This window comes from Allobosea sp. P1_B10 (genome assembly GCF_056406735.1).
This window is the reverse complement of record NZ_JBFTZP010000011.1, coordinates 56,847-73,710: the sequence shown is the minus strand read 5'-3', so window position 1 is coordinate 73,710 and position 16,864 is coordinate 56,847. Positions and strand designations below refer to the sequence as shown.

At 67.3% G+C, this 16,864-nt stretch carries 14 protein-coding genes; 8 read left to right on the top strand and 6 right to left on the bottom strand.

What is annotated here, in order from left to right; all coding sequences use genetic code 11:
* The first annotated feature begins 112 nt into the window (after window positions 1-112).
* Entirely contained in the window at window positions 113-709 is a 597-nt protein-coding gene (locus tag AC1D2L_RS20480) for a TetR/AcrR family transcriptional regulator (RefSeq protein WP_476847745.1), read from the top strand.
* 59 nt (window positions 710-768) lie between these two features.
* A complete protein-coding gene (locus AC1D2L_RS20475; RefSeq protein ID WP_476847744.1) occupies window positions 769-2,724 on the top strand; it encodes an SDR family NAD(P)-dependent oxidoreductase in 1,956 nt (651 codons plus the stop codon).
* Here the strand turns inward: AC1D2L_RS20475 and AC1D2L_RS20470 are convergent.
* Together AC1D2L_RS20470 and AC1D2L_RS20465 are read right to left on the bottom strand one after the other, a co-directional pair.
* A complete protein-coding gene (locus AC1D2L_RS20470; RefSeq protein ID WP_476847743.1) occupies window positions 2,657-3,604 on the bottom strand; it encodes an NAD-dependent epimerase/dehydratase family protein in 948 nt (315 codons plus the stop codon). The two genes, AC1D2L_RS20475 and AC1D2L_RS20470, sit on opposite strands and share 68 nt — an antisense overlap.
* A gap of 163 nt (window positions 3,605-3,767) precedes the next feature.
* Entirely contained in the window at window positions 3,768-4,790 is a 1,023-nt protein-coding gene (locus AC1D2L_RS20465) for an MraY family glycosyltransferase (RefSeq protein ID WP_476847742.1), read from the bottom strand.
* A 123-nt stretch (window positions 4,791-4,913) separates the two neighbouring features.
* Between AC1D2L_RS20465 and mmcB the strand changes: the two genes are divergently transcribed.
* Window positions 4,914-5,375, top strand: a complete 462-nt coding sequence (gene mmcB / locus AC1D2L_RS20460) for a DNA repair putative endonuclease MmcB (protein ID WP_476847741.1) — start codon at window positions 4,914-4,916, stop codon at window positions 5,373-5,375.
* On the opposite strand, the gene AC1D2L_RS20455 is transcribed toward mmcB, so the two are convergent.
* The gene (locus tag AC1D2L_RS20455; protein WP_476847740.1) at window positions 5,372-6,292 is read right to left on the bottom strand and encodes a LysR family transcriptional regulator; all 921 of its coding nucleotides are present in this window, start codon (window positions 6,290-6,292) and stop codon (window positions 5,372-5,374) included. The genes mmcB and AC1D2L_RS20455 overlap by 4 nt on opposite strands.
* A gap of 110 nt (window positions 6,293-6,402) precedes the next feature.
* Between AC1D2L_RS20455 and AC1D2L_RS20450 the strand changes: the two genes are divergently transcribed.
* Both AC1D2L_RS20450 and AC1D2L_RS20445 read left to right on the top strand, forming a co-directional pair.
* Window positions 6,403-7,575, top strand: a complete 1,173-nt coding sequence (locus tag AC1D2L_RS20450) for an MFS transporter (RefSeq protein WP_476847739.1) — start codon at window positions 6,403-6,405, stop codon at window positions 7,573-7,575.
* 14 nt (window positions 7,576-7,589) lie between these two features.
* A complete protein-coding gene (locus AC1D2L_RS20445; protein ID WP_476847738.1) occupies window positions 7,590-8,624 on the top strand; it encodes an aldo/keto reductase in 1,035 nt (344 codons plus the stop codon).
* 68 nt (window positions 8,625-8,692) lie between these two features.
* Here AC1D2L_RS20445 and AC1D2L_RS20440 read toward each other — a convergent pair whose 3' ends face one another.
* Both AC1D2L_RS20440 and AC1D2L_RS20435 read right to left on the bottom strand, forming a co-directional pair.
* Window positions 8,693-9,259, bottom strand: coding sequence for an ActR/PrrA/RegA family redox response regulator transcription factor (locus AC1D2L_RS20440; protein WP_476847737.1), 567 nt, complete (start codon window positions 9,257-9,259; stop codon window positions 8,693-8,695).
* Window positions 9,260-9,323: 64 nt separating this feature from the next.
* Complete coding sequence (locus AC1D2L_RS20435; RefSeq protein WP_476847736.1) at window positions 9,324-10,688, bottom strand: ActS/PrrB/RegB family redox-sensitive histidine kinase; 1,365 nt, start codon at window positions 10,686-10,688, stop codon at window positions 9,324-9,326.
* Between the two features lie 189 nt (window positions 10,689-10,877).
* Here AC1D2L_RS20435 and AC1D2L_RS20430 point away from each other — a divergent pair, with 189 nt between their 5' ends.
* The 3 genes from AC1D2L_RS20430 (at window position 10,878) to AC1D2L_RS20420 (ending at window position 14,304) form a co-directional block, all read left to right on the top strand.
* The gene (locus tag AC1D2L_RS20430; protein WP_476847735.1) at window positions 10,878-12,179 is read left to right on the top strand and encodes a polyhydroxyalkanoate depolymerase; all 1,302 of its coding nucleotides are present in this window, start codon (window positions 10,878-10,880) and stop codon (window positions 12,177-12,179) included.
* Window positions 12,180-12,234: 55 nt separating this feature from the next.
* The gene (locus AC1D2L_RS20425) at window positions 12,235-12,975 is read left to right on the top strand and encodes a M48 family metallopeptidase (RefSeq protein ID WP_476847734.1); all 741 of its coding nucleotides are present in this window, start codon (window positions 12,235-12,237) and stop codon (window positions 12,973-12,975) included.
* Between the two features lie 132 nt (window positions 12,976-13,107).
* Window positions 13,108-14,304 (top strand): multidrug effflux MFS transporter, encoded by a 1,197-nt coding sequence (locus AC1D2L_RS20420; protein WP_476847733.1) that lies wholly within the window; start codon window positions 13,108-13,110, stop codon window positions 14,302-14,304.
* A gap of 170 nt (window positions 14,305-14,474) precedes the next feature.
* Here the strand turns inward: AC1D2L_RS20420 and AC1D2L_RS20415 are convergent, their stop codons facing one another.
* Window positions 14,475-16,634: a transglycosylase domain-containing protein gene (locus tag AC1D2L_RS20415; RefSeq protein ID WP_476847732.1), complete on the bottom strand. Its 2,160-nt coding sequence runs from the start codon at window positions 16,632-16,634 to the stop codon at window positions 14,475-14,477.
* Window positions 16,635-16,864 lie beyond the last annotated feature (230 nt).

Sequence of the window (16,864 nt, the reverse complement as noted above, 5' to 3'; positions counted from 1 at the left end):
CGAGTGGCGTCAAAAGAAACCCTTTATCAATCATGAAGTTGACGAATGATAAAATTCGTCATAGTTTGGTATTCGCACCTGAACCTGCAATCAATCGAAACGGGAAACTACGTTGAGTACCCCCGAGCGTGACACGAGGCAGGACATCGTCGATACCGCCGAACGCTTCTTTCGCGAGATCGGCTACCAGAAGACGACTGTCTCCGACATCGCCAAATCGCTGCGCATGAGCCCCGCGAATGTCTATCGCTTCTTCGATTCCAAGAAGGCGATCAACGAGGCTGTCCTGGCCCGCTACAAGGGCGAGCAGGAAGAGGCCCTTGCCGCGATCGCGGGCGGCCCGGGCTCGGCGGCCGAGCGTCTGGGCGAGATGCTGCTGAGCACGAACCGGATCAATGCGGCACGGTTCAAGGACCAGCTGCGCATGAACGAGATGGTCTGCGCCGCGATGGAGGAGAGCTGGGATGCAATCCTTGGCCACATCGCCCGCTTCGATGCGCTGATCCAGGGCGTGGTCGCCGAAGGCGTCGCCAGCGGCGAGTTCAGGCAGCTCGACCCCAAGGCCGCGACGCAGTGCATCCGCACCTCGGTGATCCGCTTCCATCACCCGTTGCTGATGGCGCAATGCGCCCAGATGCCGGGTCCCACCGCCGAGGAGCTGGTGACCTTCATCCTGGACGGCCTGAAGCCGGTCGCGCGCTCCGCCTGAGCCGCCGCAGGGCGGCCTGCGTTGACAAGCCGGTGAGGGAGCGGGATACCCCGCCAGACATGGCCCTTTTTTCGAAGCAGAACCTCAAGAAATTCGCCGTCATCGCCCATGATCTTGTGGTCACGGCGCTGGCGATCTGGCTCGTCTTCGTGATTCGCTTCGAGGGCGCGCAGCTGGCCGAGCATCTGCGCCATCTCCCGCGCACGTTGCCGGTCTTCGTCGCCTATGCCGGCGTGGTCTACTGGTTCTTCTCGCTCTATCGCTCGAAATGGCGCTTCGCCTCGCTGCCGGACCTGTCGAACATCGTCAAGGCGGTGACGCTGCTGGCGCTGACCCTGCTGGTGGCCGACTACATCCTGTTCGCGCCGAATTTCTACGGCGGCTTCTTCTTCGGCAAGATCACGATCGCGCTCTACTGGCTGGTGCAGTGCGCCCTGCTCGGCGGCCCGCGGCTGGCCTATCGCTACTTCAAATATTCGCGCTCGAAGCATATGGCCGCCCGCGGCGCCACGGTTTCCGCCCTGCTGCTGGGCCGCGGCGTTGATGTCGAGATGGCGATCCGAGCCATGGAAGCGGGCACCATGCGCAACCTTCAGCCCGCCGGCATTCTCTCGCCACGCAGCGACGATCTCGGACAGACTATTCGCGGCGTGCCCGTGCTCGGGTTGCTCTCGGAGATCGAGCAGGTCGCCCAGGAAGCGGCCGACCGCGGCGAGCCCTTCCGTCGCATTGTCGCGACGGCAAGCGCGCTGGTGCCAGAGGCAGAGCCCGACAAATGGCTCGCCCGCACGCGAAAACTCGCTTTGCCGATCTCGCGGATCGACACGCTGGGCGAGGGCACGCGCGACACCGAGCTCGCCCCCCTCGAGATCGAGGACCTGCTGGTGCGTCCCAGCGTCGCGATCGACCGCGAGCGTCTCGGCGCCTTCCTGAAGGGCAAGCGCGTCATCGTCACCGGTGGCGGCGGCTCGATCGGCTCCGAAATCTGCTTGCGCTGCGGCGCCTTCGGGGCCGCCGAGCTTCTGATCGTCGAGAGCTCCGAGCCGGCGCTGTTCCAGATCACCGAACAGCTGATCGCGGCCAAGCACGGCATGTTGGTGTCGGGAGCTCTGGCTGATGTGCGCGATCGCGCCCGGATCACCCCGCTGTTCGCAGGGTTTGCGCCCGACATCGTGATCCATGCCGCGGCGTTGAAGCATGTGCCCTATCTCGAGGCGGACTGGACCGAGGGCATCAAGACCAACGTCTTTGGCTCGGTCAACGTGACCGATGCTGCCGTTGCCTCGGGGGCCGGCACCTTCGTGCTGATCTCGACTGACAAGGCGATCGAGCCGGTCTCGATGCTTGGCGCCACCAAGCGCTTCGCGGAAATGTACGCCCAGTCGCGCGACGCCGAGATGGTCGCGACCGATGGCGGCATGCGCCTCGTCGCCGTGCGCTTCGGCAATGTGCTGGGCTCGGTCGGCTCCGTCGTGCCGAAGTTCAAGGCGCAGATCGAGCGCGGCGGACCGGTTACGGTGACCGACCCCGAGATGATCCGCTACTTCATGACCATCCGCGAGGCCTGCGATCTCGTGCTGACCGCGGCCTCCCACGCCCGTGCCAGCGAGCCGCAGGCCGAGCGCGCCGCCGTCTACATCCTCAAGATGGGGCAGCCGGTGAAGATCATGGATCTGGCCGAGCGCATGATCCGGCTGGCTGGTTACGAGCCCGGCATCGACATCGAGATCGCGGTCACCGGTGTGCGGCCGGGCGAGCGCCTGAACGAGATCCTTTTCGCCCATGACGAGCCCAAGGCCGAGATCGGTCTCGACGGCGTGATGGCGGCCAAGCCGATCTTTGCCGGCCGCGCCATCCTGCAAGAATGGCTGGTGCAGCTCGAAGCTGCGATCGCGGCCGATGACCGTTCGGCGGCGGACGCCATCCTGGCCGAGGCGATTCCCGATTTCAGGACGCCGCAGACGCCGCAGTCCGTGCCAGCGAGCCAAGCCGCGCCAGTGCCGCAGCTGTCGTAAGCGGCGGCTGCCAGCCGGCAGCCAGCAGGTCGCCGGGCACCGCTACGAGGCTGCCGCTCAACTTGACGAAGGCATCGTGCTTGCCGGCGAGCCGCGCCGCCAGCCCCAGCCAGGACGCGGGCACGGGGATCAGCCCCGGCGCGCGACCCATGCCGGCCCGCAGGGCGGCGATGATGCCGGCGACGCTGATCGGCTCGGGATCGGCGACGAGATAGGCCCGCCGGGGCGGGCAGGCCGGCGTCAGGGCAAAGACGATCGCCTCGGCCAGGTTCTCGACCGCGACCATCGAGCGCGGCGCGGTCAGTCCACCCAGCGGCAAAGGCACGGGCAGGCGGGCGAGACGCGCAAGCGCTGCCATGTTGGCTTTCACGCCGGGTCCATAGACCAGCACTGGCCGCAACGAGACCCAATCGAGATCGAGTGTTGCCAGCGCCTGTTCGGCCGCCAGTTTCGAGCGGCCATAGGGGTCGTCGGGCGCAGGCGTATCGCTGTCGTGCAGCGGCGGGCCGTCGAAGGCGCCGCTCAGAGCCTTCAGCGAGGACAGGTAGACGAAGCGCGAAACGCCGGCACGCTGCGCGGCCTCGGCCAGTGAGCGGGTCGCCCGCGTATTGATCGCCTGGTAGAGCGCCTCGTCGAGTCCGGGCCCGGCATGGGCGAGCCCGGCCAGATGCACGACATGGTCGACACCGTCGAGTGCCGCGCTCCAGTCCACAGGCAAGGCGAGATCGCCGATGACGACGGTCTCGACGCCGTCGGGCACCGCAACGTTACGGCGCAGAGCCAGCCGCAGGCGGTAACCGGCGGCCTGCAGCGCTGCCGCGACCTGCGGGCCCATGAACCCGCTGGCTCCGGTGACGAGAATGCGTTGACTAGTGGTCATGGACACCCGCACGTGTCATGGCAGGCCGGGAATCCCTGGCCCGTGTACGTCATTGCAAGCGTAGCAAAGCAATCCAGGGAGAGGTAGAGCGCTGCCGCCTCTGGATTGCGTCGTCGCTGGCGCTCCTCGCAATGACGGATGATGTCGCCCCCCGACAATCGGCTTAGCCATGGCTCGCGCGCCTCCGCGAAAACTGGCGCAGCAGCAGACCCGTCAGCACCAGCGCTACGAGCAGGCAGGCGACCTGAATCAAGAACCCCTGCCAATGCACGCTGATCGCCGCCAGTGCGATCAGGCCGAGATTGAGCAGCGCGATCCGCGCCACGATCTCGCGGACCGAAAACCCGTTCACCGTGGCCTGCTGGTAGAAATGCGAGCGATGCGCCTCCCAGACTTTTTCACCGCGCGCCAGCCGGCGCAGCAGCGTGATGGTGGAGTCCATGACATGGTAGAGCGGCAGGATCAGCGCCGCCGCCAGCGCGCCGGTGCCGGCCAGCCTGTAGAGCAGGTAGGCCGTGACGAGCCCGATCGGCAGCGAGCCGACATCTCCCAGGAAGAGCCGCGCCGTCGGCTTGTTGAATGGCGAAAAACCGATCAGCCCGCCGCAGAGCGCGGCCCCGAGATAGCCGGTCGCGGGATCGACCACGCCCGTCGCGCCGGCCAGCGCCAGGGCGCCGCTCAGTGGCACGATGCCGGCGATGGTGATCCAGTCGATCCCGTCCATGAAGTTGGTCAGGTTGACGAACCAGATGCCGGCGAGCAGCGCCAGGCCGCGCTCCAGCGTCAGCGGGAAGGCCGGAAACAGGCGGATATCGGGCGCGGCGAAGATCACGACCAGCCCGACGCAAAGCGCCTGGAGCACCAGCCGGACGCTCGCCGGCAGCGGGCGGATATCGTCCCAGGCGCCGACGATGGCGAGCAGGGTCGCAGCGAGTGCCACGAGCGCGAGGTCGTTTCGTGCCGCCGACGGCACGGCCCAGACCAGCAGCGCCAGCCCCAGCGCCAGAAAGGCTCCGGCAAGGACGGCGATGCCGCCGCCCTGCGGTGTCGGCACGCGATGGCTCGAGCGCGCATTGGGCCGCGCCAGCGCGTACCGGACGAGCAGCGGACGCAACAGCACGCAGAGCAGGCCGGCGGCGATGGCGGCCACCACCGCGATCAGAAGAGGAGCGAGGTCGGTCTGCAAGCTGCGGCACCCATGATGAGATCAGCTGTTTCCCTAGAGCATGGGGCGGGAAAGGGGGAGCCGCTTTCGCATGCGGCGTCGCGCCGGCTTGCCATGGCGAGGACAAAGAGAGAACGTGAGGGCATGTCCCTGGTCGATTCCATCCTCAACCCGCGCCCGGCGCGACCCGACATCACCCGCGCCGTCTGCCGCGGCGCCGGGCGGCATCTGCGTGCGCGCGGCTACGCCATCGTCAAGGAGATGACCTTCGCCAATGGCCGGCGCGGCGACATCGTCGCCCTGTCGCCATCGGGCGAGCTGCTGGTGGTCGAGGTCAAGTCCGGCATCGAGGATTATCGCGTCGACGGAAAATGGCCCGATTACCGCGATTTCTGCGACGGGTTTCTGTTCGCTGTCGCGCCCGAGTTTCCCATGGATGCCCTGCCCGAGGATGTCGGCCTGATCGTCGCCGACGCCTATGGCGGGGAACTCCTGCGCGAGGCGCCGCGCCATCCGCTCAGCCCGGCCCGGCGAAAGGCGCTGACGATCGCCTTCGCGAAGCTGGCGGCCGGGCGTCTCGCGACGCTGGAGGATCCGCAGGTCTAGCGCCCAGGCCCGGTGCCTAAGTCCACCGCCTCGACCAGGAAGTCGATGAAAGCGCGCACGCGCGCCGGCAGGCGCCCGCCATGACCGACATAGACGGCATTGATTTCCTCGGTATCGCCGGGATTGAAGTCCTCCAGCACCGGCACCAGCGCGCCCGAGGCGATGTCTGGCGCGACATGGAACAGCGCCAGCCGCGTCAGACCCTGGCCGGCCAGCGCCAGCCGCCGCGCACTTTCGCCATCGCCGATCATGACGCGGCCATGGGCCGGCAGCGAGATGCGCTTGCCGTCCAGGCGAAAAGGCCATTCGTCGCAATGCCGGGCGAAATTGAAGGTAATCAGGTCGTGCGCCTCGAGCGCGGCCGGCGTGGCCGGAGCCGGGCGGCGCGCGAGATAGTCGGGCGCGCCGACGATCACCATCGCGCTTTCGCCGAGCTTGCGCGCCATCAGCTGGGACGGCCGCAAAGGCCCGACCCGGATCGCGACATCGGCGCGCTCATCCATCAGGTCGATCACGGCATCGGTGATGGTGATGTCGAGCTGCACGCCTGGATGGGCAGCCATGAAGCGCGGCGCCAGTGGCAAGAGGTAGTGCCAGCCGACGGCGACATTGGCGTTGACCCGCAGCCGTCCGCGCGGGATCTGGCAGGACGCGACCGAGCGCTCGGCCTCGTCGAGATCGCTCAGCACCCGGATCGCGCGGGCGTGGAACGTCGCGCCCTCCTCGGTGAGCTGCAGCTTGCGGGTCGAGCGGATGATCAGGCGCACGCCAAGCCGCGCCTCGAGCCGTGCGATCAGCTTGCTCACCGCCGAGGGCGTCATCCGCAGCGACCGAGCCGCCTGCGAAAACCCGCCGAGTTCGACGACGCGCGCAAACACCTCCATCTCGCCGGAGCGGTTGATCTCAGGGCGCGGCATGATGACTTCACCTCACAGATCATTGTCCCGAAGGTAATCTAATTCACTGGCGGGCTCTTCGCCATATGGGAGCGAGATCACTCAACCCTGCGCCACATCGAGGCACGCTCATGCCCATTGCCCTTTATGCCCTCACCGTCGGCGCCTTCGGCATCGGCGTCACCGAATTCGTCATCATGGGGCTGCTGCTGCAGGTCTCGGGCGATCTCGGCGTCTCGATTCCGAGCGCCGGCCTGCTGATGACCGGCTATGCGCTGGGCGTCTTTGTCGGCGCGCCGATCCTGACGATCGCGACGCGAAGCCTGCCGCGCAAGACGACACTGCTGGTACTGATGGCGATCTTCACCCTCGGCAACCTCGCCTGTGCGCTCGCCCCCAGCTATGGCTGGCTGATGGCGGCGCGCGTCGTCACGGCGCTGGCGCATGGCACCTTCTTCGGCGTCGGCGCGGTGGTCGCGACCGGCCTCGTCGCGCCCGACAAGAAGGCCTCAGCCATCTCGGTGATGTTCACGGGCCTGACGCTGGCGACGTTGATGGGCGTGCCCTTCGGCTCCTGGCTCGGCCTCGCCTATGGCTGGCGCGCGACCTTCTGGGCCGTCACCGCCATCGGCATCCTCGCCTTCCTGATCCTCGCCATCTTCGTCCCGCGGGCGCGCGATCCGGTCGTGCCCGGGCCGCTCTCGGAGGAATTCGCGGTGCTCGCCCGGCCGCAGGTGCAGCTTGGCCTGCTGATAACCGTGCTCGGCTTCGGCGGCGTCTTCGCGGTTTTCACCTACATCCAGCCGATCCTCGTCGAGCTGGCAGGCTTCAGCGAGGCCGCGGTCTCGCCAATCCTGCTGGTCTTCGGCGCCGGCCTCGTGGTCGGCAATCTCGCCGGTGGGCGCTGGGCCGATCGCAGCCTGTCGCCGGCGCTGATCGGAACGCTCATCCTGCTGACTGTTGCGCTTCTCGGCGCCGGTTTTGCGTTCCATGACCGGATCGGGGCCGTGATAGCCGCCTTCGCACTGGGGTTTGCGGCCTTTGCCACGGTTGCGCCCTTGCAGATGCGCGTCCTCCAGCAGGCGGGCGGCGCGGGCCAGGGGCTGGCGTCGAGCCTCAACATCGCCGCGTTCAACCTGGGCAATGCCTTTGGCGCCTGGCTGGGCGGTGCCGTCATCGCGCATGGGCCAGGTCTTGCCGGCGTCGCGCCCATCGCGGGGTTGGTGCCGCTGGCCGCGCTCGGCCTCGCCGTCTGGAGTCTCGCCCTCGAACGCCGCGCCACGGCGCGCGCGCTGACCGTCTGACAGGAGGAAACACCATGGATTATCGGCAACTCGGCGCGTCCGGCCTGAAGGTACCCGCGCTCAGCTTCGGCTGCGGCACCTTCGGCGGGCAGGGTCCGTTGTTCAGCGCCTGGGGCGACACAGATGTCGCGCAGGCCGGCCGCCTGATCGATATCTGCCTCGATGCCGGCGTGACCCTGTTCGATACGGCCGATGTCTATTCGAGCGGCGCGTCCGAAAGCATCCTGGGCGAGGCGCTGGGCGCGCGTCGCAACCAGGCGCTGATCTCGACGAAGCTCGGATTGCCGATGGGGGACGGGCCGCTGGATGGCGGAACCTCGCGCCGGCGTCTGGTTTCGGGCGTCGAGGCTGCGCTGAAGCGGCTGCGTACCGACCGGATCGATCTGCTGCAGCTGCACGCCTTCGATGCCGCGACGCCGGTCGAGGAGGTGATGGCGGCGCTTGATGTGCTCGTGCGTGCCGGGAAGGTGCTCTATGTCGGGGCCTCGAATTTCTCGGGCTGGCAGCTGATGAAGGCGCTGGCGGTGGCCGATCGCCATGGCTGGCCGCGCCATGTCGCCCACCAGGTCTATTATTCGCTGGTCGGGCGCGACTATGAGTGGGAACTGATGCCGCTCGGTCTCGACCAGTCGGTCGGCGCCATGGTCTGGAGCCCGCTCGGCTGGGGACGTCTCACCGGCAAGATCAGGCGCGGCCAGGCCCTGCCTGCGGGCAGCCGCCTGCACGAGACCGCCGATTTCGGACCCCCGGTTCCGCAGGAGCGGCTTTACGCGATTGTCGACGTGCTCGATGCGCTAGCCGGCGACACCGGCAGGACCGTGCCGCAGATCGCCCTGAACTGGCTGCTGCGCCGTCTGACGGTCTCCAGCGTGATCATCGGCGCGCGCAACGAGGACCAGTTGCGCCAGAATCTCGGCGCTGTCGGCTGGAGCCTGACCACGGAGCAGGTTGCAAGGCTGGATGCGGTCAGCGCGGTGACACCGGCCTATCCGCATTATCCCTATTGGCGCGAGGGCGGCTTCAAGGCGGTCAACCCGCCACCGGTCTGATGCCCGGAGCATTGCCGAGCGAGGCCGACACCGGTTCGCGTGGAGACAATGCGGTCTGCCAAGGAGGCCTAGCGCGGCGCGCGCTTGGCCAGGATGCGCTGGAGCGTGCGGCGATGCATGCCGAGCCGACGCGCGGTTTCGGAAACGTTGCGGCTGCAAAGCTCATAGACCCGCTGGATATGCTCCCAGCGCACCCGGTCGGCCGACATCGGATTGTCGGGCGGCATCGGGCGCGAATCGCGGGCGGCGGCCAAGGCCGAATGAATCTCGTCGGCATCGGCCGGCTTGGCGAGGAAATCGAAGGCGCCGAGCTTCACCGCACTGACGGCGGTCGCGATGTTGCCGTAGCCGGTCAGCACGATGCCGCGCGCATCGGGACGGCGCTCCTTGAGCCGCGCAATCACGTCGAGCCCGTTGCCATCCGCGAGGCGTAAGTCGATCACGGCGAAGGCCGGTGCCGACTCCTCGACCGCCGCGAGGCCTGCCGAGACGCTCTCGGCGGTCCGGACTGCATAGCCGCGCCCTTCCATGGCGCGGGCGAGCCGGGTCAGGAAAGGCTTGTCGTCATCGACGAGCAGCAGGGACATGTCGGCCGACGGATCGGTCGAGGTCGCTTCGCTCAGCATATCTTGCATCGAAACTCTCCTCCGCCAGGCCTAGTGCGGCGGAATTGTAGCGTGAATGGCCCCGGGACGCACATCATGGCGTGGGAGCCTCGCTAACTCTATGTAGTAGCGAGGCTTCCTGCTGGAAAGAGCCCGAGGGCCGCAAATCGGCCTCGAAGGCCGCGCGCGGCCAGACCATACGGATGGACGCTCCGCTCGCCGGCGCCGGGAGATTGGAGAATTCGAGCGCGGCGCCGCTGCGCTCGAGCAGGGTTTTCGCGATGAAGAGGCCAAGCCCCAGGCCGCCGCCAGCGCGGCCCTCGCTGGAGCCGCGCGAGAGATAGGGCTCGCCCGCCCGCAGCAGCACGTCGGGCGGGAAGCCCGGGCCGTCGTCGGCGATGATCAGCGTCACATGGCCGGCATCCCATTGCGCGGTGATCGAGACGTCGGAGCGCGCGAAATCGACGGCATTGTCGACGATATTGCCAAGCCCATGGATCATGCCGGGATTGCGCCGGCACACAGGCTCGGGCTTCTCGCCGAGCATCTTGATCGCGAAGGGCGTTCCGAAGGGACGCTGCGGACCCGCAGCCTCCTCGATCAGCACGCTCAGCGACAGCCGGTCGAGCGGGCCGGCATCGTCGTCCTGCAGCGAGGTCAGCTTGCCCAGGATCCCGCGGCAGCGCTCGACCTGCTCGCGCAGCAAAGTGATGTCCTCGGCCATCTCGCCCTCATTGGGGGCAAGGCGCGACAGTTCCCGCGCCACCAGCGCGATCGTCGCCAGCGGGGTGCCGAGCTCATGGGCGGCGGCGGCGGCCAGCCCGTCGAGTTGAGAGAGGTGCTGTTCGCGCGCCAGCACGAGTTCCGTCGCCGTCAGGGCATCCGACAGGTCCCGCGCCTCCTTGGCGACGCGCCAGGCATAGATGCCCGTGAAGCTGATACCGAGCACGAGGGCGATCCAGGTCCCGGCCTGATAGAACGGCGGCAGCACCGGGCGCTCGAGCCCTGCCCAGGGCAGCGGCAGGTGGAAGATGTTGAGGAGGCTCGCCAGCACGATCGCCAGCAGCCCCAGCGACAGGGTGCGCTTAGGCGCGAGCGCCGTCGCGGAGATCATCACCGGCGCCAGGAACAGGATCGAGAACGGATTCTGCAGCCCGCCGGTCAGATACAGCAGTGCCGCAAGCTGGACGACGTCGAAGGCCAGCAAGGCGGTCGCAGCGTCCTCGCGCAGCCGGTGGCTCAGCGGAAACTTGATCCGCAGCGCGATGTTGAGCCAGGCGGAAGCGGCGATGACCGCAAAGCACCAGCCGAAGGGCAGGGTGAAGCCGAGCCCGAAATGAACCACGGTCACGGCCAGGCTCTGCCCTGCGGTTGCGAGCCAACGCAGCCTTACCAGCGTGTCGAGGCGCAGATGCCGGTTCGAACGGTCGAGAGCGGTCGCGGAAAATTCGAGGGTCATCACAAGGCCTTGTGCCGGGCGGACGCCGCCGGGCTGAGCAATTTTATGTGGCAAAAGCGCATCGCAGCGAAATCTTAGTCTTTAGCCGGATTGAATGAGAACAAAATCAACCTACGGTGCGTTCCATATTGCAGCGCATCATCCTCTGGTGCATCGCAGGGACACAAAAAACGCATGTACGGGGCTCCCATGTCATTTGCCTACCATGCCTATGAAGCGGTTCACATGATGGTCAGCCCGGCACGCGGCCTGTCCGATGCCATGCAGCTCGCCTTCAAGAATCCCGCAAATCCGCTGACCTATACGCCGTTCGGGCGGACCATGGCCGCATCGTGCGAGCTCTTCGAGCGTTCGACGCGGCGCTATGGCAAGCCGGTCTTCGGGCTGGCCGAGACCACGATCAACGGCGTCAAGGTCGCGATCGAGGAGCGCATCGTCTGGGAGCGGCCCTTCGGCAAGCTGATCTACTTCGATCGCAAGATCGAGGGCCGTCGCAAGCCGCAGCCGAAAGTGCTGCTCGTCGCGCCGATGTCGGGCCATTACGCCACCTTGCTGCGCGGCACTGTGGAGGCCTTCCTGCCCGGCCATGAGGTCTACATCACCGACTGGACCGATGCCCGCATGGTGCCGCTCACGGCCGGCCGCTTCGATCTCGACGACTACATCGACTACGTCATCGCCATGCTGCACAAGCTCGGCCCCGATACCCATGTCATGGCCGTCTGCCAGCCGGCGGTGCCGGTGCTCGCCGCCGTGGCGCGCATGGAGGCTGAGAACGATGCCTCCGCACCGCGCTCGATGACGCTGATGGGCGGCCCGATCGACACCCGGCGCTCGCCGACGGAGGTCAACAAGCTCGCCCAGGATCGCGGCATCGACTGGTTCCGCGACAATTGCATCACCAAGGTGCCGTTCCCGCACCAGGGCTTCTTCCGCGACGTCTATCCCGGCTTCCTGCAGCTTTCGGGCTTCATGGCGATGAATCTCGACCGCCATGTCAGCGCCCATTACGACATGTTCAAGCACCTCGTCAGCGGTGACGGCGATTCCGCCGAGAAGCATCGCGACTTCTACGACGAGTACATGGCGGTGATGGACCTGACCGCAGAGTTCTACCTGCAGACCGTCCAGACCGTCTTCGTCGATCACGCTATGCCGAAGGGCACGATGATGCATCGCGACAAGCCCGTCGACCTCAAGGCCGTGCGCCGCGTGGCGCTGATGACGGTCGAGGGCGAGAAGGACGATATCTCCGGCGTCGGCCAGACGCAGGCCGCCCACGACCTCTGCACCAACATCCCGGCCGACAAGCGCGTCCACTACATGCAGAAGGGCGTCGGCCATTACGGAGTCTTCAACGGCTCGCGCTTCCGCTCCGAGATCGCACCGCGCATCTCGGACTTCATGGTCAGCCTCGACATGGAGGCCGCCAAGGGCCGTCGCGAGACGAGCGTGTCGGATGCCCGCAAGGCCATCAAGGTCGCGGGCTGAGGCGCGTCACTCGGCCCCTTCCGCATCGCCCGCGAATCCCGCACAATCACCGGCGATGCGGTTCTCCCTGTTCAAGCGCCAGCCCGATCCGGACCGGATCGAGGTTCCTCACGGCAGTGTCAGCTATCCCGTCGCGGTGAAGCGGCGGGCAAGCGCGCGCCGCATGACGCTGCGCGTATCGCAGGCGACCGGCGAAATCACCCTGACCCTGCCCGAGCGCGCCGACTTCACCACGGCGCGCGAGTTCGCCGAAAAGCATGGCGGCTGGATTGCAGCGCGCATCGCCAGGCGCCCGCAATCGGTGCCCTTCGAGCCCGGCGCGACCCTGCCCTTTCGCGGCGTGCCACACCGGATCGTGCACTGGTCGAAGATCCGCGGCCTGACCCATGCGACCACCGATAAGGATGGCGCCGCGATCATCGCGGTGGCCGGCGAGGTCGCGCATGTGCCGCGTCGCATCCTGGATTTCCTGCGCCGTGCTGCCCTCGACGATCTCGAGCAGGCCGTCGCCAGGCACACCGCCACGCTCGGCATCCCGGCGCGAAAAATCACGATCCGCGACACCACCAGCCGCTGGGGCTCGTGCTCGTCGAAGGGCCATCTGAATTTTTCCTGGCGGCTGATCCTCGCCCCGCCCTTGGTGCTGGACTATCTCGCCGCGCATGAGGTGGCACATCTCAAGGAGATGAACCACTCGTATCGGTTCTGGGCCCTGACCCACAAGCTCTGTCCGCGCACCGAGGAGGCCGAGATCTGGCTGAAGCGCCATGGCGCAAGCCTGCACGGCTTCGGCTGACCTCGACAGCCCGCCGGGCGCAGCCTAGAGGGATGCGGCTTATTCTCGAAAAACATCCGTCATCGCCGGCGCTCCCCGGTGCCGCGGCCAGGATGACGGCGTGACTTCGAGCCAGGACAGGCCGCCAGACGCATGAAGCTCCGCCCCGATACGCTGGCGATGACCGCCGTCCTCGCCATGTTGACGGCGCTCGGGCCGCTCTCGACCGACTTCTACCTGCCCTCGCTGCCCGAGATCGTGCGGGTGATGGGCACGGATGTCGCCGGCGCGCAGGCGACACTGTCATCCTTCCTGTTCGGTTTCGCTGCGGGTCAGATCATCTGGGGTCCGCTGTCAGACCGGCTCGGTCGCCGGCCCGTGCTGCTGGCCGGCCTGGGCATCTTCTTCGTCGCGACGTGCTTTTGCGCCTTCTCGCCCTCGATCGAGGCCTTGACCATCGGGCGCGCCGTCCAGGCGGTGGGCGCATCGGGACCCATCGTGCTTGGCCGGGCCATGGTGCGCGATCTCTATGAGGGGCCGCGCGCGGGCCGTGAACTGGCGCGGATGGGCATGATCATGGGCCTGGTGCCGGCGATAGCCCCGGTCCTGGGCGGCATCCTCCAGATGGCCTTCGGCTGGCGCTCGACGTTCATCGCCTCGCTGATCTTCGCCCTGGGCCTGGCCGTGGTGATCGTCACGATCATGCCGGAGACGATCCGGGCGCGCACGCCGGGCCCGCTTTCGCTGGTGTCGATCTTCCGGGGCTTCGGCGTGCTGCTGCACAACCGCATGTTCCGCGTCTATGTCGCGCTGACGGCGCTCGCCTATGCCGGGCTGTTCGCCTTCATCTCGGGCTCGTCCTTCGTGCTGATCGGCGTCTACGGGCTCTCGCCGGTCGAGTATGGCTTTTCCTTCGGCTTCGGCGTGCTCGGCTACATCCTCGGCACGATCATCGCCCAGCGCCTCGTCGGGCGCCGCGGCATGGATGGCGTCATCACGATCGGAGTCGCCTGCCTGGCGGCGGGCGGACTGGTCATGCTGCTATGCGTCACCACGGGCCTCGGCGGGCCGCTCGGCGTCGTCGTGCCGATGGCGATCTACGCGTGCGGCGTCGGCCTGACCATGCCGCAGTCGCAGGCCTCGGCGATGATGCCGTTTCCCGATCGCGCCGGCGCCGCCTCGTCCTTCAACGGGCTCTGCCAGATGCTGCTCTCGGCCTGTGTCGGGCTTCTGGTCGGCCATCTGCTCGAGGGCTCGGCCGTGCCGCTGCCGGCGGTGATGTCGGCGCTGGGCGTGGCTGCCTTCGCGCTGTTCCATGCGAGCGCCGGGATCCGCGCCGGGAAGGCTTGAGGGCGAGCCTGCCTTAACGCTTTGATCGCAAGCCTCCTCGGCCCTCGTCCTGAGGGGCGTCGTCGGCAATCCTTCGAGACGCCGCTCTGCGGCTCCTCAGGATGAGGGCTGCAGGAAGGCTGGAGGGAGAGCCCGATGAGGCTGACCGTCGGCCATCGCCCAAAGGGAACCTAACCGCCGAACAGCTTCTGCAGCAGGTTCTTTTCCTGCGGCGCCGGCGGAGCCCAGGCACGATCGTCGCCTCCGGCCTGGACGTTCGCCGGCGGCTGTGCGGAGGCGACCGGGGCACTCTCCTCGACAGGCCGGGGCGCACCGCGCCAGAGCCCGCCCGGAATGGGCGAGGGCTGCATCCCGACATGGGCGGCGCGCATGTACTTGGCCCAGATCTCGGCAGGCAGACCGCTGCCATAGACACGCTTCATGGCGCTGTTGTCGTCATTGCCGACCCAGACCGCGGTAACGAGCTTGGCGGTGAAGCCGACGAACCAGGCGTCGCGGAAGTCCTGCGTCGTGCCCGATTTTCCGCCGACCTCCCAGCCCGCGATGTTGGCCTTGCTGCCGCTGCCGCTGACCATGGTCTCGTGGAACATGGCGTTGATCATCGACAGGGTCTGCGGCTGGATGACCGGGCCGAAGCCGGTGCCCTTGCGGGCATAGATCACCTTGCCATTGAGCGACTTCACCTCGCGGATGACGTACGGCAGCACGGCCTGGCCGCCATTGGCGAAGGACGCATAAGCCGAGGTCAGCTCGATCGCGGTGACCTCGGAGGTCCCCAGCGCCAGCGAGGGGTTGGCCTGCAAGCCCGACGAGATGCCCAGCCGCTGCGCCGTCCGCACCACCTCGCGGGGCGTCACCTCCTGGTTGAGCTTGACCGCGATGGTGTTGAGCGAATGGGCGAAGGCGGTCTTCAGCGTCACCGGCCCGCGATAGGTCCTGCTGTTGTTCTCCGGCGTCCAGTTCTTGATCGTCACCAGCGAATCGTCGCGGATCGTGTCGGGCGTCAGGCCCTGCTCCAGCGCGGTCAGGTAGACGAAGGGCTTGAAGGAGGAGCCCGGCTGGCGCTTGGCGGCGGTCGCACGGTTGAACTGGCTCTTGGTGTAGTCACGGCCGCCGATCAGCGCCCGAAGCGCCCCGTCGGGGGCGAGCGTAACCACGGCGCCCTGGCTCGCGCCGAGCTTGCCGCCCTGGGCGGCCAGCGTCTCGACCAGCGTCGTCTCGGCCGAAGCCTGGAGCTTGGGGTCGATCGTGGTGAGCACGGTGACGTCGCCCTCGACTGCGCCGATGAAGTCGTCGAGCACGTCCATGACATAGTCGGCCGCATAGTTGACCGAGCCGGCGCCGATGCGCTCGGCGGCCTCGGCCGGCGCCACCAGCGCCGTCTTGGCCGAAGCCTGCGAGATCAGGCCCTGATCGGCCATCGCCGCGATCACGAGCTGAGCGCGCTTCTCGGCCGCTTCCGGATTGCGGTTGGGCGCTAGCCTCGAGGGCGCCTGCACGAGGCCAGCGAGCATCGCGGCCTCGGCGATCGTCACCGAGCGCGCGGACTTGTTGAAATAGCGTTGAGCCGCAGCCTCGACGCCATAGGCGCCCGAGCCAAAATAAACGCGGTTCAGGTAGAGCTCGAGGATCTGGTCCTTGGTGTAGGTGCGCTCCAGCCAGAGCGACAGGATCGCTTCCTGGATCTTGCGCGCGGCGGTGCGCTCCTGCGTGAGGAACAGGTTCTTGGCGAGCTGCTGGGTCAGCGTCGAGCCGCCCTGGACGCCGCCGCGACCGCGCAGGTTGTTCACGACCGCGCGGGTGATGCCGACGGGGTCGATGCCGAAATGCTCGTAGAAGCGCCGGTCCTCGATCGCCACGAAAGCCTTCGGCAGATAGGGCGGCACCTCGCCGATGGTGATGGTGCGTCCGCCGGTCTCGCCGCGGTTGGCCAGAAGGCTGCCATCTGCCGCCAGGATCGCGATGTTGGGCGGCCGCTTGGGCACGGTGAGCTGGTTGATCGGCGGCAATTGCGCCGCATGATAGGCCACGAGCCCACCGACGCCGATCGCGCACCACAGCCCGACCACCATCGTCCAGTAGAACAGCCCCCCGAGCAGCGAACGCCCCCTGCGCTTGCGCCCGCCCCGCCTGCCGCCATTGCCGCCGCCGGTTCGTTTGTCGCGTCTGGGCACGTCGCGAGGTTCCTCCTGGCGGTGTGAGGGCTTCTGGTAGCCGCGGCTCGGGCGATCGTCCGCCGACAGGCGCATGTCGAAATCGTCGCGGCTTTCGGCGCGCCCGCTTTCGAATGACGGCTCGCGCCGCTCAGCCCGTCTGTTCCGGTCGTTCATCCTGTCTCGATCACCTATTCTCGGCCAGTTTGTCGGCAAATCGCCAGCGCCTGCCAAACAGGAGTGAAACATGGCGCTTTTAAGGGGGGGTTAAGCCTGGGCGCCCGTCCCGGTCACCGGAGTGTCGCGACAACGTGATGATGTTGCAAATGTGCAAGGACCAACTGTGGCCACACCGATATTGCATCTGCGAGAAGAAACCGCATAACGGATCGCATATCGGGAGCCGT